This window comes from Streptomyces sp. NRRL F-2664 (assembly GCF_000719345.1).
Taxonomy (GTDB): Bacteria; Actinomycetota; Actinomycetes; order Streptomycetales; family Streptomycetaceae; genus Streptomyces.
Window position 1 is genome coordinate 123,135 of record NZ_JOFX01000011.1, and the last position, 16,655, is coordinate 139,789.

The window sequence follows — 16,655 nt, forward strand, 5'->3', positions numbered from 1 at the left end:
TCAAGCACCGCAAAGCTGCCCCTCAAGTGGCCGCCGACCAGCGGATGTTGATGCCGCGGGGCGCAACCTTGGCAGCGGGGCGGGGGGTGCGGCGATGATGTCGGCGGCGGGGCGCGCCGCGGCCGCTTCCCGCCAGGTGTCGTGTCGAAAGGTGGTGGACGGGTTGCTGGGTGCCATAGGCCTGGACGAGGGCCAGGAGTCGGCGTACCGCGCGCTCGTGGCGCTGGGCGCGGCCGAGGTCCCCGACCTCGCGCACCGGCTGGCCCTGCCGGTGCCGCAGATCGAGCGGGCCCTGCGGGAGCTGGAGCGGCACGGGCTGGCGGCGCGGTCCTCGGCCCGGCCGGGGCGCTGGGTGGCCGCCCCGCCGGGGGTGGCCCTCGGGGCCCTGCTGACCCGGCAGCGGCACGGGCTGGAGCAGGCGGAGCTGGCGGCGGCACGGCTGGCGGCTGAGTACCGGGCGGAGGCGGCCGAACCGGCGGTGCACGACCTGGTGGAGGTGGTGCAGGGTGCGAGCGCGGTGGCGCACCGCTTCCACCAGCTCCGCATGGGCGCGGAGAAGGAGGTGTGCGTCCTGGCCCCCGGCCGCGACCAGGGGGTGGCGGGTACGGGGACCGGGGTGGAGGACCGGGCCCCGGTGCGCGGGGTCGCCCACCGGGTGGTGATCGAGCGGGAGGTACTGACGCTGCCGCGCGGCGTCCGGGAGGCGTCGACGGCGCTGGCCAGGGGCGAGCAGGTCCGGGTGGCGGCGGAGGTGCCGACGAGACTGGTGATCGCGGACCGGACGCTCGCCATGGTCCCGCTGACGGCGCGCGGCGCCGAGCCGGCGGCGCTGGTGGTGCAGGCGTCGGGGCTGCTGGAGTCCCTGACGGGATTGTTCGAGGCCGTGTGGCGGGAGGCGCTGCCGCTGAGGCTGGGCGCGGCCGGGGCGGCGGAGGAGGCCGGAGGCATTCCCGACGCCACGGATCTGGAGATCCTCTCGCTGCTGCTGGTGGGGATGACGGACGCGAGCGTGGCCAAACACCTGGAACTCGGCCTGCGAACGGTGCAGCGGCGGGTCAAGGGGCTGATGGAACTGTCGGGGGTGACGACCCGGCTGCAGCTGGGCTGGCACGCCTACGAGCGTGGCTGGGTGGCCCGGTAGCCCCTGGTCGGGCACGCTGGGCGGGTGGACGTGCCGCAACTGCTCCTGGTGGGTCTGGTGCTGCTGCTCGGACTGGCCGGGGTGCTCGTTCCGGGCGTGCCGGGGACCTGGCTGGTGTGGGCGGGGCTGATGTGGTGGGCGCTGCACGAGCGGTCCGCACTGGCGTGGTCCCTGCTGGTCGCTGCGACGGCCCTGCTGTTGGTGGTCCGGGCGGTGAAATGGCAGCTGCCGCCGCGGCGGCCCCGCGGGCTTCCGGTCACCCCTCGTACGGCGGTCTTCGCGGGCGTAGGAGCCGTACTGGGCTTCGTGCTGGTCCCGGTGGTGGGGGCGGTCCCCGGCTTCGTGGGCGGGGTCTACCTCTGCGAGCGGCTCCGCCTGGGCGGGCACGGCGAGGCCTGGGCGTCGACCCGGGCGGTGATGCGGGCGGTCGGCACGAGCGTCCTGGTGGAACTGTTCGCGTGCCTGCTCGTGGTCGGGGCGTGGGTGGGCGCGGTGGCGGCGGAGTGAGACCCGGGGCCCGCCCGCCGGTCAAGATCATCAAGGGTGCAGAATGACCCGTATGCCCATGACGAACACTCCCAAGACGGCAACGGTCGACGATGCCCGGATGATCGGCCGCACCCTGGCCGCCGCCTTCGACGACGACCCCATGATGCGCTGGTTCTTCCCCGACGACGCCACGCGCGGAGCGGGGCTGGACCGCTACTTCAGCACGCTGTTCACCCGGCAGTACGTCCACCACGGCGTGTGCGAGCGCACCGACGCCGCGGCCTCCTTCTGGGTGTCGCCGGAGGGGCGGGAGAAGGCCGTGCCCGACGCGGAGACCGTCCAGGAGCTGCAGGACATCCTCGGCGACCGGGCCGATCTGTTCCGCGCGGCCGTCGAGGAGGCCGCGCAGCACTCCCCGACCGAGCCGCACTGGTACCTCGCGGTGGTCGGCGCCGACCCGGCCGCCCGCGGCCAGGGGCACGGGGCGGCCCTGCTGCGCTCGGGCCTGGCCCAGGCCGATGCGGCGGGCCTGCCGGTCTACCTGGAGTCCTCCAAGCCCGACAACCTGCCCTTCTACGAGCACTTCGGCTTCAGCGTGCTCGGGGAGGCACGCCTGCCCGGGGGCGGCCCGGTCCTGTGGGCGATGCGCCGCGCCCCCGGCGCCACCCGGCCCGGAGCCTGACGCCGCCGCCGCGGCGGAGGGGGTTCCCGGTGGCCCCCTCCGTCCCGGCGGACCGCCGTCCCGTCCCCGCAGGTGACCGTCCTCACGGTCGAGCGGATAGGCTCTTGCGGTACCGAGGCGATCCCAGAGCCTCCCTCCGGCGGGAGCAAAGCATGAACGCACCTGTTCCGGATCCGCCCGCTCCCGGCCCTCTCCGCGAGCCGTCGGACGGCGGCGAGCCGGCCTGCCTGCTCCACCTGCTCTGCGACGCCTGCGGACGCCTCGACACCGAACGCGACCGCGACGCCCGCTGCTGCACCGCATGCGGCGCGCCGCTCCCCCGCCCGTCCTAGGCCGGGCCGCGCCCGACGGCCGCGTCCGACGGCTTTTCAGACGTGTCCGGCCCTCGGACGGAGGGGGCCGGTCCAGTGGGTTCCGTCGTACGCGACGACATCGGGCACGACCTCCAGGTCGAGCTGGTCGACGCCTGCCTTCGGGAGGTCGAACACGTAGGTCACGGTCGCGGACCGGCCGGGGCTGACGCTTCCCTCGAAGCCGGCCCCGCCCCGGCGGCGTCCGTCCGCCCCCGGGCCGGGGCCCGGGGGCGGACGGTCCGGGTCAGATCCGGTTGCCGCGCTTGGCCGAGTAATTGGCCCGGCCCTCCGCCGACTTCAGCCGCCAGTCGCGGCGGATCTCCGACCGCAGCCGGGCGTCCGTCTTCGCCACGATCCGCTGGTTCTCCCGCAGGAGCTTGCGGTAGCTCTCCAGACGCCGTTCCGGCAGCTCCCCCGACTCCAGCGCGGCGAGCACCGCGCAGCCCGGCTCCGCCTCGTGGGCGCAGTCGTGGAAGCGGCACTGCGATGCGAAGTCCTCGATCTCGGAGAAGACCTGCCCGACGCCCGCCTCCGCGTCGAAGAGCCCGACGCCGCGCAGGCCGGGGGTGTCGATGAGGACCCCTCCGCCCGGCAGGACGAGGAGGTTGCGGGTGGTGGTGGTGTGCCGGCCCTTGCCGTCGACGTCGCGGATGGCCTGCACCTCCATGACGTCCGCGCCCAGCAGCGCGTTGGCCAGGGTGGACTTGCCGGCACCGGAGACGCCCAGCAGGACGCTGGTGCCGTCGGCGACGATCGCACCCAGCACGTCGGTGCCCTCCCCCGAGTGGGAGGAGACGGTGAGCACCTGCACGCCGGGGGCGGTGGTCTCCACGTCCTGGACCAGGTGGCCGAGGGTGACCGGGTCGGGGACGAGGTCCGCCTTGGTGAGCACGACCAGCGGCTGCGCCCCGGACTCCCAGGCCAGGGCCAGGAAGCGCTCGATGCGCCCCAGGTCCAGTTCCACGGCGAGGGAGACGGCGATGATCGCGTGGTCGACGTTCGCGGCGAGGATCTGCCCCTCGGACCGCTGCGAGGAGGTGGAGCGTACGAAGGCGGTCCGGCGCGGCAGGTACGCCTTGACGTAGCGCGGGTTGCCGGCCGCCTCGACGGCGGCCCAGTCCCCGGTGCAGATGACGCGCAGCGGGTCGTGGGGGGTGACGAAGGCGGTGTCGGCGCGGACGATGCCGTCGGCGGTCAGGACGTCGCACTGGCCGCGGTCGACGCGTACGACGCGGCCGGGCACGCAGCCCTGTTCCGCGTACGGGGTGAACTCTGCCGCCCAGGCGTCGTCCCAGCCGAGGGGGGCGAGGGTGTGCGCGAGCGGAGCCTGCGGGAAAGCGGAGGAAGTCAAGGGGAACCCTTCACAGGGTGGCCCCGGCTGCCGGCGCCCGCTCAGTGGCGGTGCGCGGAGAAAGAGGTGGGTGAGGTCAGCCGGATACCACGGAGGTCACATCGATGGTCTTCTGGATGCGGGCAGCACCCTGCGCAATGACAGTCATCAATGAACTCACCTCCGGGTCGCACGTCACCGTGATTCCGCACCGCTCGGCGGGAACGGCTCCACCGTACAAGCCCCCTCGCACCGGGGCCACTTCTTTTTCCGCATCGGTCCTGGCCGGGGGTGAAGGCACCCCTCCGCTCCCGCGGGGGCAGCAGTCCGGGTCCGGCCCCGGGCCCGGGGTTGCTCCCGCGGGGGCCGGCAAACCGGGGCACCGCCCCGGACCCGGGTTCTCGCCCTGCCGGGCGAAACACGGTCACGGCGCGGCCGGGTCGCGGTGCCGGGCAGGCTCCGGGGGGCCTGCGCTGCCCCGTCGGGGTGTGGCCTGCTGGGGCGAAACACGGTCATGGCGCGGCGGAGTCGCGGTGCCGGGCAGGGGTGTCTCCTCGGCTCGGCGGGTGCCGCACCTCGCGGCCGTACTCGGCGGTGACGCCTCGTCCTGCGGGGACACCCCTGCCCGTCCCCGCTCCGGCTGCGACGAGGAGGGTTCCGTCACCGGGCCGGCTCCGCTGGAGGGCGGTGGGGTGGGGACACGGCGGAGTGTCCCCGCAGGACGAGCGCGCAACCCCCGAGCACAACCGCGATCGCTCGAACGCGCCGAGCCGAGGAGACACTCCGGCGGGGCACCACCCCACACAGAACCACCACCGAGCACAAGCAGCCGCGCCCCGGCGAAGCCACCCCGCACCAAAACGACACCGACCAGCAAATCCAGCCCCGCCGGCGCTTGAGGCGCGGGGTCTGGGGCAGCGCCCCAGCAACCACCGACCCGCACCACAACCACCGGGCACGCGCAGCCCGACCCCGCCCCGGGGGCGCAGCCTCGGCAGCCATCGGCCGGACCGGCCACCGCGGCGGGAGCCGAGTGGCCACCCCGGCGGGAGCCGATCGGTCAGTGTTTGCGGAGTCGCGAGTGGTAGTCCTCGGGCGGCAGGAACTTCGACCAGCGTTCCGGGAACTCCGACGGCATGGCGTCGTCCTCGTCGTCCTCCGACTCGCCCTCCGCCATCGCCCGCCAGGCCGCGGCCCGCGCAACCAGTTGCGCGGCCTCCGCCTCCCGGATCCGTTCGTTCGCCTCGCGCGCCGCCGCCGTGGCAACCGACGGCCAGACGCGGTCGATGGCGGCGTTCACGGCCGCACCGACGAGCACCGCGAAAGCCGAGATGCCGATCCACAGCAGGACGGCGACGGGCGCGGCCAGGGAGCCGTAGATCGTCGGTCCCTCGACGGTGTTGGTGAGGTAGATCCGCAGCAGGAAGGAGCCCAGCACCCACATCGCGAGGGCGACCAGCGCGCCCGGCACGTCCTCGATCCACGGCGAGCGCACCGGCACGGACACGTGGTAGAGGGTGGTCAGGAAGGCGATGGACAGCAGGGTCACCGTCGGCCAGTACAGGACGGCGATCACCTCGGTGCCCCACGGCACCAGCCGGACGACGGCGTCCGGCCCCACCACCATCAGCGGCAGCACGATCGCGCCGATCAGCAGGGCGATGACGTACAGCAGGAAGGCGAGCAGTCGCGTCTTGACGATGCCGCGGTGGCCGTCGAGGCCGTACATCACGGTGATGGTGTCGATGAAGACGTTGACGGCGCGGGATCCCGACCACAGGGCGAAGGCGAATCCGAGCGAGATCAGGTCGGGCCGGCCGCTGCGGGTGACGTCGTCCAGCAGGGGTTTGGCGATGTCGTTGACGCCGCGGTCGGACAGGACCGTGCCGGCCGCGCGCAGGATGTTCTCCTCGATGCTCTCGACGGTACGGGTCTGCGTCCATCCGTCGACGTAGCCGAGCAGGCCCAGCAGGCCCAGGAAGAGCGGGGGCAGCGAGAGCAGCGTGAAGAACGCCGCCTCGGCGGCCAGCCCGAGGATGCGGTACTCGATGCACGAGTTGACGGTGTCCTTCAACAGCAGCCAGCCCATCTTCCGCTTCGATACGTTGCGGTAGAGGGCGCGGGCCCGGTGGAGCCGTCCTGGGATCCGCTCGGGTGTTTCTTTTGCTGGCTGCACGTCCTTACGGTATCCGCATGGCAGCCACCACCCACACAGTCAGCAACCAGGCCCCGCCCCTGGTGGGCCACGACGTCTACGGCGGCGACCGCGCCCTCAGCGAGGGCGTCGAGCGCCACCTGGCGGCCGCGGATCCCGAACTCCTCGGCGCGGTGCGGCAGGAGCTCACGGACCTCGGGCGCGCGGCCGGTTCCGCGCAGGCACAGGAATGGGGCGCGCAGGCGAATGAGAACCCTCCGAAACTGCGCACGCACGATCGGTACGGGAACCGGATCGACGAGGTGGAGTTCCACCCTGCGTGGCACCGGCTGCTCGGGCACGCCGTGGGCGCCGGGCTCACCGACGCCTGGGGGCGGCCGGCGGGGCACCTGCGCCGCGCCGCCGGCTTCTTCCTGTGGTCGCAGGCGGAGGCGGGCCACGGGTGCCCGATCTCGATGACGCACGCGGCCGTGCCGGCCCTGCGGGCCGATCCGTCGATCGCCGCAGAGTGGGAGCCGCGGCTCACGTCGCACATGTACGAGGAGGGGCTGCGGCCGGCGGCGCAGAAGGCGGGCGTGCTCTTCGGCATGGGGATGACCGAGAAGCAGGGCGGCAGCGACGTGCGGGCGAACACGACGAGCGCCGTGCCGCTGGACGCCGACGGCGAGTACCTGCTGACCGGGCACAAGTGGTTCTGCTCGGCGCCCATGTGCGACGGCTTCCTGGTGCTGGCGCAGGCTCCGGGCGGGCTGACGTGCTTCCTCGTGCCGCGGGTGCTGGAGGACGGCACGCGCAACGTCTTCGCGATCCAGCGGTTGAAGGACAAGCTGGGCAACAGGTCGAACGCGTCGAGCGAGGTCGAGTTCGACGGGACGTGGGCGCGGCGGGTCGGTGAGGAGGGCCGCGGGGTGCGGACCATCATCGAGATGGTCGCGGCGACCCGGCTGGACTGCGTCATCGGTTCGGCGGCGCTGATGCGCCAGGCGCTGACGCAGGCCGTCCACCATGCGGAGCACCGCTCTGCCTTCGGAGCACGGCTCATCGACCAGCCGCTGATGCGCAACGTGCTCGCGGACCTCGCCCTGGAGTCGGAGGCCGCCACCACCCTGACGCTGCGCCTGGCCGCCGCCAACGACGCCGCGACCGATCAGGAGAGGGCTTTCCTGCGGCTGGCCGTGCCCGCCGCGAAGTACTGGGTGACCAAGCGCTGTACGCCGATGGTGGCGGAGGCACTGGAGTGTCTGGGGGGCAACGGCTACGTCGAGGAGTCCGGGCTGCCGAGACTGCTGCGCGAATCGCCGCTGAACTCCATCTGGGAGGGGTCGGGCAACGTCCAGGCCCTGGACGTGCTGCGCGCCCTCCAGCGGGAGCCGCAGGCGCTGAACGCCTTCCTGCAGGAGGTGGGGCTCGCCCGGGGCGCCGACCACCGGCTGGATTCGGCCATCAAGGACTTGTTGACGGATCTTGCCGATCTGGAGGGCATCGAGGCGCGGGCCCGCCGGGTCGTGGAGCGCATGGCCCTGGTGCTGCAGGGATCGCTGCTGGTCCGGTGGGCGCCGCCGGAGGTCGCGGACGCCTTCTGTGCCTCCCGGCTGGGCGGCGACTGGGGTGCGGCCTTCGGCACGCTGCCGCACAGCCTGGACCTGCGCGCGGTGGTGGAACGGGCGCGGATCGCGGGCTAGGGAGGAGCCCCCGTCGGGCTCCCCTGCGGTCCCCAAACCGCTCCGAGCCGGGATCCGGGCCCGTCGACCGGTGCAGAGGTGGCGCCGCGCCGACTCGGCACCACCTCTGAACCGAAGCCCCGAGGAGGAGCTGTCACGCCGCTCGGGCGACGTCCGGACATTTTCGGTCGGACAGCGGGGACTTGGCGAGAGTTGCATAGCGTTGCAACCTGTCAGTCGGCAGCCGCCCGTCCGGCCTGCCGGGGGGAGCGGCCCCCCGGCGCACCTGCGGACCGCCGGGCGGCCTGCGTCGTACGTCCTGTTCGCACGGGGAGGTTCCGGTGGCCGACACCACAGGCATGACGGTCGATGTGGCACGCATCTCGGCCATGCACCCGCGGGAGGCGACGCGTCTGCTGAAGGGGGTGCGGGCGGCCGCGCTGGCGGGCGACCGCCCGCCGGCCGCGCCCCGGCCGGAGATCGCGGAGTCCTGGCGCCGGATGCTGGCCGGCGGGGTGCACCCGGACCGGGACGCGCGCTCGCGGATGCTGTCGGCCGCCGAGACGGAGGAGCGGCGTCATGACTCCCCGCTGCGGGAGGTGCTGCCCGTGCTGCGGGAGGGGCTGCTGCCCGCGCTGGACGGGGCGCTCCACATCATGGTCGTCGCGGACTCGGACGGGCGGCTGCTGTGGCGGGAGGGCCACAGCTCCATCCTGCGCAAGGCGGACCGGCTCGGCTTCGGGGTCGGGGCGGACTGGGACGAGGCCGTGGTCGGCACGAACGGCGTGGGCACCGCCCTGGTGGCCCGTCGGCCGGTGCAGGTGTTCTCGGCGGAGCACTTCGTCTCCAGCCATCACGACTGGACCTGCGCGGGGGCGCCCGTACGGGATCCGCGGGACGGGCGGCTGCTGGGCGTGGTCGACGTGAGCGGGCCGCTGGCCACCATGCATCCGGCGACGCTGGCCTGGGTCAGCTCGGTGGCCCGGCTCGCGGAACGGGAGCTGCGGATCCGGCACCTGGAGTCGCTGGAGCGGCTGCGGACGGTGGCGGCCCCGCTGCTGGCCCGGCTGTCCGGGCACGGGGTGGTCGTGGACCCGCAGGGCTGGACGGCCGCGGTGACGGGGCTGGCCCCGGTGGACCGGATCCCGCTGCCGAAGGGCTTCGCGCCGGGCCGGGTGTGGGTGCCGCAGCTCGGCGAGTGCGTGGCGGAGCCGCTGCCCGGCGGCTGGCTGCTGCGGATCGTGCAGGACGGTACGGGCACGGCGGCGACCCGGGTCGTCCTGGACCTCAGCCGGTCCGGCTCCTGGTCGGCGACGGTGTACGGGTCGTCGGGGAGCTGGTCGCAGGAGCTGAGCCCGCGCCATGCGGAGCTGCTGTTCCTGCTGGCGGAGAGTCCGCGGGGGCGTTCGGCGGCGGAGCTGTCGGCCGATCTGTTCGGTGACCCGGCCCGTACGGTGACGGTCCGGGCGGAGCTGTCGCGGGTACGCCGGCACTTCGGGGGCGTCCTGACCCACCGGCCGTACCGCTTCGCGGAGGACGTGGAGGTGGAGCTGATCCGGCCGGAGGACCCGGCGGCGCTGCTCCCGCACTCCACCGCCCCGGCGGTGGTCCGGGCCCGCCTGGGCCGGTCGGAGCCCGGCATGGTTCCCTGAGCTGCATGAGCACCATCACTCTCACCACCTGGTCGCTGGAGATGAACTCTCCGGCGGACCTCGTCCCGGCGGCTCCGGCGGGCCCGGAGATATCCATCGTGCGGTCGGAGGTGCCCTCCCCCGAGTTCAGCCGCTTCCTGTACGCCTCGGTGGGCGGCGACATCCACTGGACGGACCGGCTGTCCCTGACGCGCGCGCAGTGGGTGGAACAGCTCGACCGGCCGGGCGTGGAGACGTGGGTGGCGTACGACCGGGGCACGCCGGCGGGGTACGTGGAGCTCGACCCGCAGGACGACGGCGTGGTGGAGATCATGTACTTCGGCCTGCTCCCCGACTTCCGCGGTCGCCGCATCGGCGGGCACCTGCTGACGGTGGGCGTCGAGCGGGCGTGGGACCTGGCGACGCGCTGGCCGGACCGCGAGCCGACCCGCCGGGTGTGGGTCCACACCTGCAGTCAGGACGGCCCGACGGCGATGGCGAACTACGAACGGCGGGGGTTCAAGGTCTTCAAGACGGAGACGGAGCAGAAGGCGGACACCCCGACGCCGGGACCCTGGCCCGGAGCGTAACCCCTGCGGGGCGCTCGGCGGGTCTTCCCGGGCCGTGCCCGCCGCTGCTGCCCGGCCGGGCGGCGCCCCTTCCGGTGTCCCGGGTGCCGCTGCCCCGGCCGGGCGCTGCTCCGCTTCTCCCGCCGCGGGCCGGTGCGCCTTGCCGCGTCCCGGGTGGTGCCCCACTGCGGGCCGGTGGCCGCGCCTCAAGCGCCGGCGGGGCTGGGGTGGTGTTCCCGGTCGGAGCCGAGAGGGGCTGGGGTGCTGGCCCGTAGGGGGCGCGGCCACCGGGCCGCACCCCGGCAACGGGCCCCGGACCGTGACCGGCGTCACGTCGTATCGGGATACGAGACGAGTTCGTCCGTATCCTGGACACTAGTGGACTCCTCCAATCGGCCCATGACACGCTTCCGCCATGAATGGAGCTGGAATTGCCTTGGTGAGTCGGCGGCACGTCGACCTCGGCCGCATGTCCAGCGCCATCTGTCCGGCGTGCTGACGGAACCAGCAACCGCCGCACATCGCCGCAATCCCGGCATCGTCGCCGTGGAAGTGTCGATCATCGCAGTCCCCTGAGGCAGAACACCGCCCTGTCCGCCGGTCACCCCGGCACGGCACGGGTGATCAGCCGCACCCGCTCAGCGTCCAGGGGTCACGCCACCCCACACGCCCCACCCGCCCCTGCCCTGAGCCGCCCAAGAAGGACGTACCGCCATGGCCGCCACCCCCGAAACGCCCGCAGCAGCACCCGCCGCCGCCGCGCGCCGCAAGACCGGCCGTCACCGCGGCGAGGGTCAGTGGGCCGTCGGACACCACACGCCCCTCAACGGCAACGAGCAGTTCAAGAAGGACGACGACGGTCTCAATGTGCGGACACGCATTGAGACGATCTACGCCCACCGCGGCTTCGACTCCATCGACCCCAACGACCTGCGCGGCCGCATGCGCTGGTGGGGCCTCTACACCCAGCGCAAGCCCGGGATCGACGGCGGCAAGACCGCGATCCTGGAGCCGGAGGAGCTGGACGACAAGTACTTCATGCTGCGCGTGCGCATCGACGGCGGCCGTCTGACCACCGAGCAGCTGCGCGTCATCGGTGAGATCTCCGAGGAGTTCGCCCGCGGCACCGCCGACCTCACCGACCGCCAGAACGTGCAGTACCACTGGATCCGGATCGAGGACGTCCCCGAGATCTGGCGCCGGCTGGAGGCCGTCGGCCTGTCCACCACCGAGGCCTGCGGTGACACGCCCCGCGTCATCCTCGGCTCGCCCGTCGCCGGCATCGCCCAGGACGAGATCATCGACGGCACTCCCGCCATCGACGAGATCTACCGCCGCATCGTGGGCAACAAGGACTTCTCCAACCTGCCCCGCAAGTTCAAGTCCGCGATCTCCGGCTCGCCGCTGCTCGACGTGGCGCACGAGATCAACGACGTCGCGTTCGTCGGCGTGAACCACCCCGAGCACGGACCCGGCTTCGACGTCTGGGTCGGCGGCGGCCTGTCCACCAACCCCAAGCTGGGTGTGCGCCTGGGCACCTGGGTCTCGCTCGACGAGGTCCCGGACGTCTACGAGGGCGTCATCTCGATCTTCCGCGACTACGGCTACCGCCGGCTGCGCACCCGCGCCCGCCTGAAGTTCCTCGTCGCCGACTGGGGCGCGGCCAAGTTCCGCCAGGTCCTGGAGGACGAGTACCTGAAGCGGAAGCTGACCGACGGCCCCGCGCCCGAGCAGCCCTCCGGCCAGTGGCGCGACCACGTCGGCGTGCACCAGCAGCAGGACGGCCGGTTCTACGTCGGCTTCGCGCCCCGCGTGGGCCGCGTGGACGGCGCCACCCTCACCAAGATCGCGGACATCGCCGAGCAGCACGGCTCCGGCCGCCTGCGCACCACCGCCGAGCAGAAGATGATCGTGCTCGACATCGAGGGCGACCGGGTCGACTCGGTCGTGGAGGCGCTGGAGGCCCTGGACCTGCGGGTCCAGCCGTCCCCGTTCCGCCGCGGCACCATGGCGTGCACCGGCATCGAGTTCTGCAAGCTGGCCATCGTCGAGACCAAGGCGCGCGGCGCCTCGCTCATCGACGAACTGGAGCGCCGCCTGCCGGACTTCGCCGAGCCGATCACCATCAACATCAACGGCTGCCCGAACGCCTGCGCCCGTATCCAGGTGGCGGACATCGGTCTCAAGGGGCAGCTGGTCCTCGACGACGACGGCAACCAGGTGGAGGGCTACCAGGTCCACCTCGGCGGCGCCCTCGGCCTGGAGGCCGGCTTCGGCCGCAAGGTCCGCGGGCTCAAGGTCACCTCGGCCGGCCTGCCCGACTACGTCGAGCGGGTCGTCAGGAGCTACGAGGAGCAGCGCGAGGACGGCGAGCGCTTCGCGGCGTGGGTGGCCCGCGCGGACGAGAAGAGCCTCTCGTGAGCGAGCGAGCCGCCCCGTTCTACTGCCCCTACTGCGGCGACGAGGACCTGTTCCCCCACGAGACGGGCCACGGCGCGTGGGAGTGCAGGGCCTGCAACCGGGCCTTCCAGCTGAAGTACCTGGGGCTGCTGTCCCGGGGCGTTCGGTCGGACTCAGCCGGAGGGGACGAGATATGACCAGCACTCAAGACGCCAGTCTCAGGAACGCCGAGCTGAAGGCCGCCACCCTCAGGGAGCTGGCCGAGCAGGCCGGCCGGGACCTGGAGGACGCCTCCGCGCTGGACATCCTGCGCTGGGCGGCCGACACGTTCGGCGGGAAGTTCGCCGTGACCTCCTCCATGGAGGACGCGGTCGTCGCCCACCTGGCTTCGCGGGTCTTCCCCGGCGTGGACGTGGTCTTCCTCGACACGGGCTACCACTTCGAGGAGACCATCGGCACCCGGGACGCGGTCGACGCGGTGATGGACGTCAACGTCATCACCCTCACCCCGCGGCAGACGGTGGCCGAGCAGGACGCCGAGTACGGCCCGCGGCTGCACGACCGGGATCCGGACCTGTGCTGCGCGTTGCGCAAGGTCAAGCCGCTGGAAGAGGGCCTGACGGCCTACGACGCCTGGGCGACGGGACTGCGCCGCGACGAGTCCCCGACCCGGGCGAACACCCCGGTGGTCGGCTGGGACGAGAAGCGGCAGAAGGTCAAGGTCTCGCCGATCGCCCGCTGGACGCAGGACGACGTGGACGCCTACGTCGCCGAGCACGGCGTACTCACCAACCCGCTGCTGATGGACGGCTACGCCTCCGTCGGCTGCGCCCCCTGCACCCGCCGGGTGGCGGAGGGCGAGGACGCGCGGGCCGGCCGCTGGGCCGGGCGGGGCAAGACCGAGTGCGGACTGCACGGCTGATGACGACCAGCGAAGAGTTTGAAGAACTGACGGAGACGGAGCAGATGAGCGTGAGCGACCAGGGCGCCACCGTGTGGCTGACCGGGCTGCCGAGCGCGGGCAAGACCACCATCGCCTACGCGCTGGCCGAGCGGCTGCGCGCCGAGGGCCACCGCGTGGAGGTGCTCGACGGGGACGAGATCCGCGAGTTCCTCTCCGCCGGGCTGGGGTTCAGCCGCGAGGACCGGCACACCAACGTGCAGCGGATCGGCTTCGTCGCCGAACTCCTGGCCAGCAACGGCGTCAAGGCGCTCGTGCCGGTGATCGCCCCGTTCGCGGACAGCCGCGAGGCCGTCCGCAAGCGGCACGCCGCCGCCGGGACCGACTACCTCGAAGTGCATGTGGCCACGCCGGTCGAGGTGTGCTCCGAGCGTGACGTGAAGGGCCTGTACGCCAAGCAGGCCGCGGGCGAGATCTCCGGACTGACCGGGGTCGACGACCCGTACGAGGCGCCGGAGTCCCCGGACCTCCGTATCGAGTCGCACACGCAGACCGTGCAGGAGTCGGCCTCGGCCCTGCACGCGCTGCTCACCGAGAGGGGTCTGGCATGACGACCGTCGCACACGTCCACGAAGAGACGGACGCGCCCTACGCGCTGTCGCACCTCGACGCCCTGGAGTCCGAGGCGGTGCACATCTTCCGCGAGGTGGCGGGCGAGTTCGAGAAGCCGGTGATCCTCTTCTCCGGCGGCAAGGACTCCATCGTCATGCTGCACCTGGCGCTGAAGGCGTTCGCGCCGGCGCCTGTGCCGTTCGCGCTGCTGCACGTCGACACCGGCCACAACTTCCCCGAGGTGCTGGAGTACCGCGACCGCACCGTCGCCCGGCACGGGCTGCGCCTGCACGTGGCGTCCGTCCAGGAGTACATCGACGCGGGCAAGCTGCGCGAGCGCCCGGACGGCACCCGCAACCCGCTGCAGACGGTCCCGCTGACGGAGGCGATCCAGAGCCTGGCGTTCGACGCCGTCTTCGGCGGCGGCCGACGTGACGAGGAGAAGGCCCGCGCCAAGGAGCGGGTGTTCTCCCTGCGCGACGAGTTCTCCCAGTGGGATCCGCGCCGGCAGCGGCCCGAGCTGTGGCAGCTCTACAACGGCCGCCACGCCCCCGGCGAGCACGTGCGCGTCTTCCCGCTCTCCAACTGGACCGAGCTGGACGTGTGGCAGTACATCGCCCGCGAGGGCATCGAGCTGCCGGAGATCTACTTCGCCCATGAGCGCGAGGTCTTCCAGCGCAACGGCATGTGGCTGACGGCAGGCGAGTGGGGCGGCCCCAAGGCGGGCGAGACGCCCGAGACACGGCTCGTCCGCTACCGAACCGTCGGTGACATGTCCTGCACCGGCGCCGTCGACTCCGACGCCGCCACGCTGGAGGCCGTGATCGCCGAGATCGCCGTCTCCCGACTCACCGAGCGGGGCGCGACCCGCGCCGACGACAAGATGTCCGAGGCCGCGATGGAAGACCGCAAGCGTGAAGGGTACTTCTAGACATGACCACCAGCACCACCGAGCAGTTCGCCGACCTGTCGGCGACGACCCTGCTGCGCTTCGCGACCGCCGGTTCCGTCGACGACGGCAAGTCCACCCTGGTGGGCCGGCTGCTGCACGACTCCAAGTCGGTCCTGACCGACCAGATGGAGGCCGTGGAGGCGGTCTCCGCCCGGCGCGGCCAGGAGGCCCCCGACCTGGCGCTGCTCACCGACGGCCTGCGGGCCGAACGGGAGCAGGGCATCACCATCGACGTCGCCTACCGCTACTTCGCCACCGCGCGCCGCCGGTTCATCCTCGCCGACACCCCCGGGCACGTGCAGTACACCCGGAACATGGTGACCGGCGCCTCCACCGCCGACCTGGCGGTGGTCCTCGTCGACGCCCGCAACGGCGTGATCGAGCAGACCCGCCGGCACGCCGCGGTCGCGGCCCTGCTGCGCGTCCCGCACGTGGTCCTCGCCGTGAACAAGATGGACCTCGTCGGCTACCGGGAGCCGGTCTTCGCGGCGATCGCCGAGGAGTTCACCGCCTACGCCTCCGACCTGGGCGTCCCGGAGATCACCGCGATCCCGATCTCGGCCCTGGCCGGTGACAACGTGGTGGAGCCGTCCGCGAACATGGACTGGTACGGCGGCCCGACCGTGCTGGAGCACCTTGAGACGGTCCCGGTCAGCCACGACCTCACCGCCTGCCCGGCGCGTTTCCCCGTGCAGTACGTGATCCGTCCGCAGTCCGCGGAGCACCCCGACTACCGCGGCTACGCGGGCCAGATCGCCTCCGGCGTGCTGCGCGTCGGCGAGGCCGTCACGGTCCTGCCGTCGGGCCGCACCTCGGTCATCGAGGGCATCGACGCGCTGGGCGAGTCCGTGGACATCGCCTGGGCCCCGCAGTCGGTGACGGTGCGGCTGAAGGACGACATCGACATCTCGCGCGGCGACCTGATCGCGCCGTCCGCGACCGCCCCGGCGACCACGCAGGACGTCGTCGCGACGGTCTGCCACGTGGCGGACCAGCCGCTGACCGTGGGCGCCCGGGTGCTGATCAAGCACACGACCCGCACGGTCAAGGCGATCGTCAAGGAGATCCCGTCGCGGCTGACCCTGGACGACCTGTCCCAGCACCCGGAGCCCGGGCAGCTGGTGGCGAACGACATCGGCCGTGTGGTCGTCAGGACCGCTGAGCCGCTCGCGCTCGACGCGTACGCCGACTCGCGGCGTACCGGTTCCTTCCTGCTGATCGACCCGGCGGACGGGACCACCCTGGCGGCGGGCATGGCGGGCGAGTCCTTCGCCTCCAAGGCCGAGACCGCGGACGCGGCGCAGGCCGACGACGACGGGTGGGACTTCTAGCCCATGGTCGCCGATCTGTACTCGACCTTCGCGAAGGAGGGCGGCCGCGTGGGCAGCGGCGCCCTCGGCAGCGGCCAGGGGGGCGTGGCGCGATGTGCGTGATGACCACCTCCCACGAGCCGCTCCCATCCCCGATCCACAGCAGAAGACCCGCGCCGTAGGACGACGGCGCGGTGAGAGGAAGTCCTCCCGTGCCTGACACCGGTACCACCCCCACGACCCTGCGCCGCGGCCTCGTCGCCGTCGCCGCCCTGCCGCTGTTGATCGGCGCGCTCGCCTCCTGCGGCTACGGCTCCCAGGCGGTGGACGAGGGCGACGGGAAGGCCGCAACCGCTGCCGCGGGTGGCAGGAAGCTGTCGGCGTCCGAGGTCCGGATCGGGTACTTCCCGAACCTGACGCACGCCACCGCGCTGGTGGGCCTGCAGGAGGGCCTGATCCAGAAGGAGCT

The 16,655-nt window shown here is 72.8% G+C and carries 16 protein-coding genes and 1 pseudogene; 15 read left to right on the forward strand and 2 right to left on the reverse strand.

Features of this window, described 5'->3' with window-relative positions; translation table 11 throughout:
* Window positions 1-163: 163 nt before the first annotated feature.
* The 4 genes from IF89_RS0113495 (at window position 164) to IF89_RS0113510 (ending at window position 2,644) form a co-directional block, all read left to right on the forward strand.
* A complete protein-coding gene (locus IF89_RS0113495) occupies window positions 164-1,141 on the forward strand; it encodes a helix-turn-helix domain-containing protein (RefSeq protein WP_030766129.1) in 978 nt (325 codons plus the stop codon).
* 24 nt (window positions 1,142-1,165) lie between these two features.
* Window positions 1,166-1,648, forward strand: a complete 483-nt coding sequence (locus IF89_RS0113500; RefSeq protein ID WP_030766132.1) for a DUF456 domain-containing protein — start codon at window positions 1,166-1,168, stop codon at window positions 1,646-1,648.
* Between the two features lie 43 nt (window positions 1,649-1,691).
* Complete coding sequence (locus IF89_RS0113505; protein ID WP_030766135.1) at window positions 1,692-2,312, forward strand: GNAT family N-acetyltransferase; 621 nt, start codon at window positions 1,692-1,694, stop codon at window positions 2,310-2,312.
* 152 nt (window positions 2,313-2,464) lie between these two features.
* On the forward strand, window positions 2,465-2,644 hold the full coding sequence (locus IF89_RS0113510; protein ID WP_030766138.1) for a hypothetical protein: 180 nt from the start codon (window positions 2,465-2,467) through the stop codon (window positions 2,642-2,644).
* A 265-nt stretch (window positions 2,645-2,909) separates the two neighbouring features.
* Here the strand turns inward: IF89_RS0113510 and rsgA are convergent, their stop codons facing one another.
* On the reverse strand, window positions 2,910-4,016 hold the full coding sequence (rsgA, locus tag IF89_RS0113520) for a ribosome small subunit-dependent GTPase A (RefSeq protein WP_030766140.1): 1,107 nt from the start codon (window positions 4,014-4,016) through the stop codon (window positions 2,910-2,912).
* Between the two features lie 1,039 nt (window positions 4,017-5,055).
* A complete protein-coding gene (locus IF89_RS0113525) occupies window positions 5,056-6,171 on the reverse strand; it encodes a YihY/virulence factor BrkB family protein (protein ID WP_030766143.1) in 1,116 nt (371 codons plus the stop codon).
* Window positions 6,172-6,188: 17 nt separating this feature from the next.
* Between IF89_RS0113525 and IF89_RS0113530 the strand changes: the two genes are divergently transcribed.
* The 11 genes and pseudogenes from IF89_RS0113530 to IF89_RS0113580 all read left to right on the forward strand — a co-directional run.
* Window positions 6,189-7,832, forward strand: a complete 1,644-nt coding sequence (locus tag IF89_RS0113530; protein ID WP_030766146.1) for an acyl-CoA dehydrogenase family protein — start codon at window positions 6,189-6,191, stop codon at window positions 7,830-7,832.
* Window positions 7,833-8,170: 338 nt separating this feature from the next.
* Complete coding sequence (locus tag IF89_RS0113535; protein WP_030766149.1) at window positions 8,171-9,463, forward strand: GAF domain-containing protein; 1,293 nt, start codon at window positions 8,171-8,173, stop codon at window positions 9,461-9,463.
* A gap of 5 nt (window positions 9,464-9,468) precedes the next feature.
* On the forward strand, window positions 9,469-10,032 hold the full coding sequence (locus IF89_RS0113540; RefSeq protein WP_030766152.1) for a GNAT family N-acetyltransferase: 564 nt from the start codon (window positions 9,469-9,471) through the stop codon (window positions 10,030-10,032).
* 394 nt (window positions 10,033-10,426) lie between these two features.
* Entirely contained in the window at window positions 10,427-10,510 is an 84-nt protein-coding gene (locus tag IF89_RS49330; protein ID WP_310942095.1) for a putative leader peptide, read from the forward strand.
* A gap of 215 nt (window positions 10,511-10,725) precedes the next feature.
* A complete protein-coding gene (locus IF89_RS0113545; RefSeq protein WP_030766155.1) occupies window positions 10,726-12,432 on the forward strand; it encodes a nitrite/sulfite reductase in 1,707 nt (568 codons plus the stop codon).
* Window positions 12,429-12,608: a hypothetical protein gene (locus IF89_RS0113550; protein WP_030766164.1), complete on the forward strand. Its 180-nt coding sequence runs from the start codon at window positions 12,429-12,431 to the stop codon at window positions 12,606-12,608. The genes IF89_RS0113545 and IF89_RS0113550 overlap by 4 nt, the downstream gene beginning before the upstream one ends.
* Entirely contained in the window at window positions 12,605-13,333 is a 729-nt protein-coding gene (locus IF89_RS0113555; RefSeq protein WP_030766167.1) for a phosphoadenylyl-sulfate reductase, read from the forward strand. Before IF89_RS0113550 ends, IF89_RS0113555 begins: the two co-directional genes overlap by 4 nt.
* A gap of 44 nt (window positions 13,334-13,377) precedes the next feature.
* Complete coding sequence (gene cysC, locus IF89_RS0113560) at window positions 13,378-13,923, forward strand: adenylyl-sulfate kinase (protein ID WP_030766169.1); 546 nt, start codon at window positions 13,378-13,380, stop codon at window positions 13,921-13,923.
* Complete coding sequence (gene cysD / locus IF89_RS0113565; RefSeq protein WP_030766171.1) at window positions 13,920-14,855, forward strand: sulfate adenylyltransferase subunit CysD; 936 nt, start codon at window positions 13,920-13,922, stop codon at window positions 14,853-14,855. The genes cysC and cysD overlap by 4 nt, the downstream gene beginning before the upstream one ends.
* Before the next feature lie 2 nt (window positions 14,856-14,857).
* Entirely contained in the window at window positions 14,858-16,207 is a 1,350-nt protein-coding gene (locus tag IF89_RS0113570; protein WP_030766172.1) for a sulfate adenylyltransferase subunit 1, read from the forward strand.
* A 191-nt stretch (window positions 16,208-16,398) separates the two neighbouring features.
* Window positions 16,399-16,655: pseudogene (locus IF89_RS0113580) on the forward strand (sulfate ABC transporter substrate-binding protein); the annotation flags it as partial.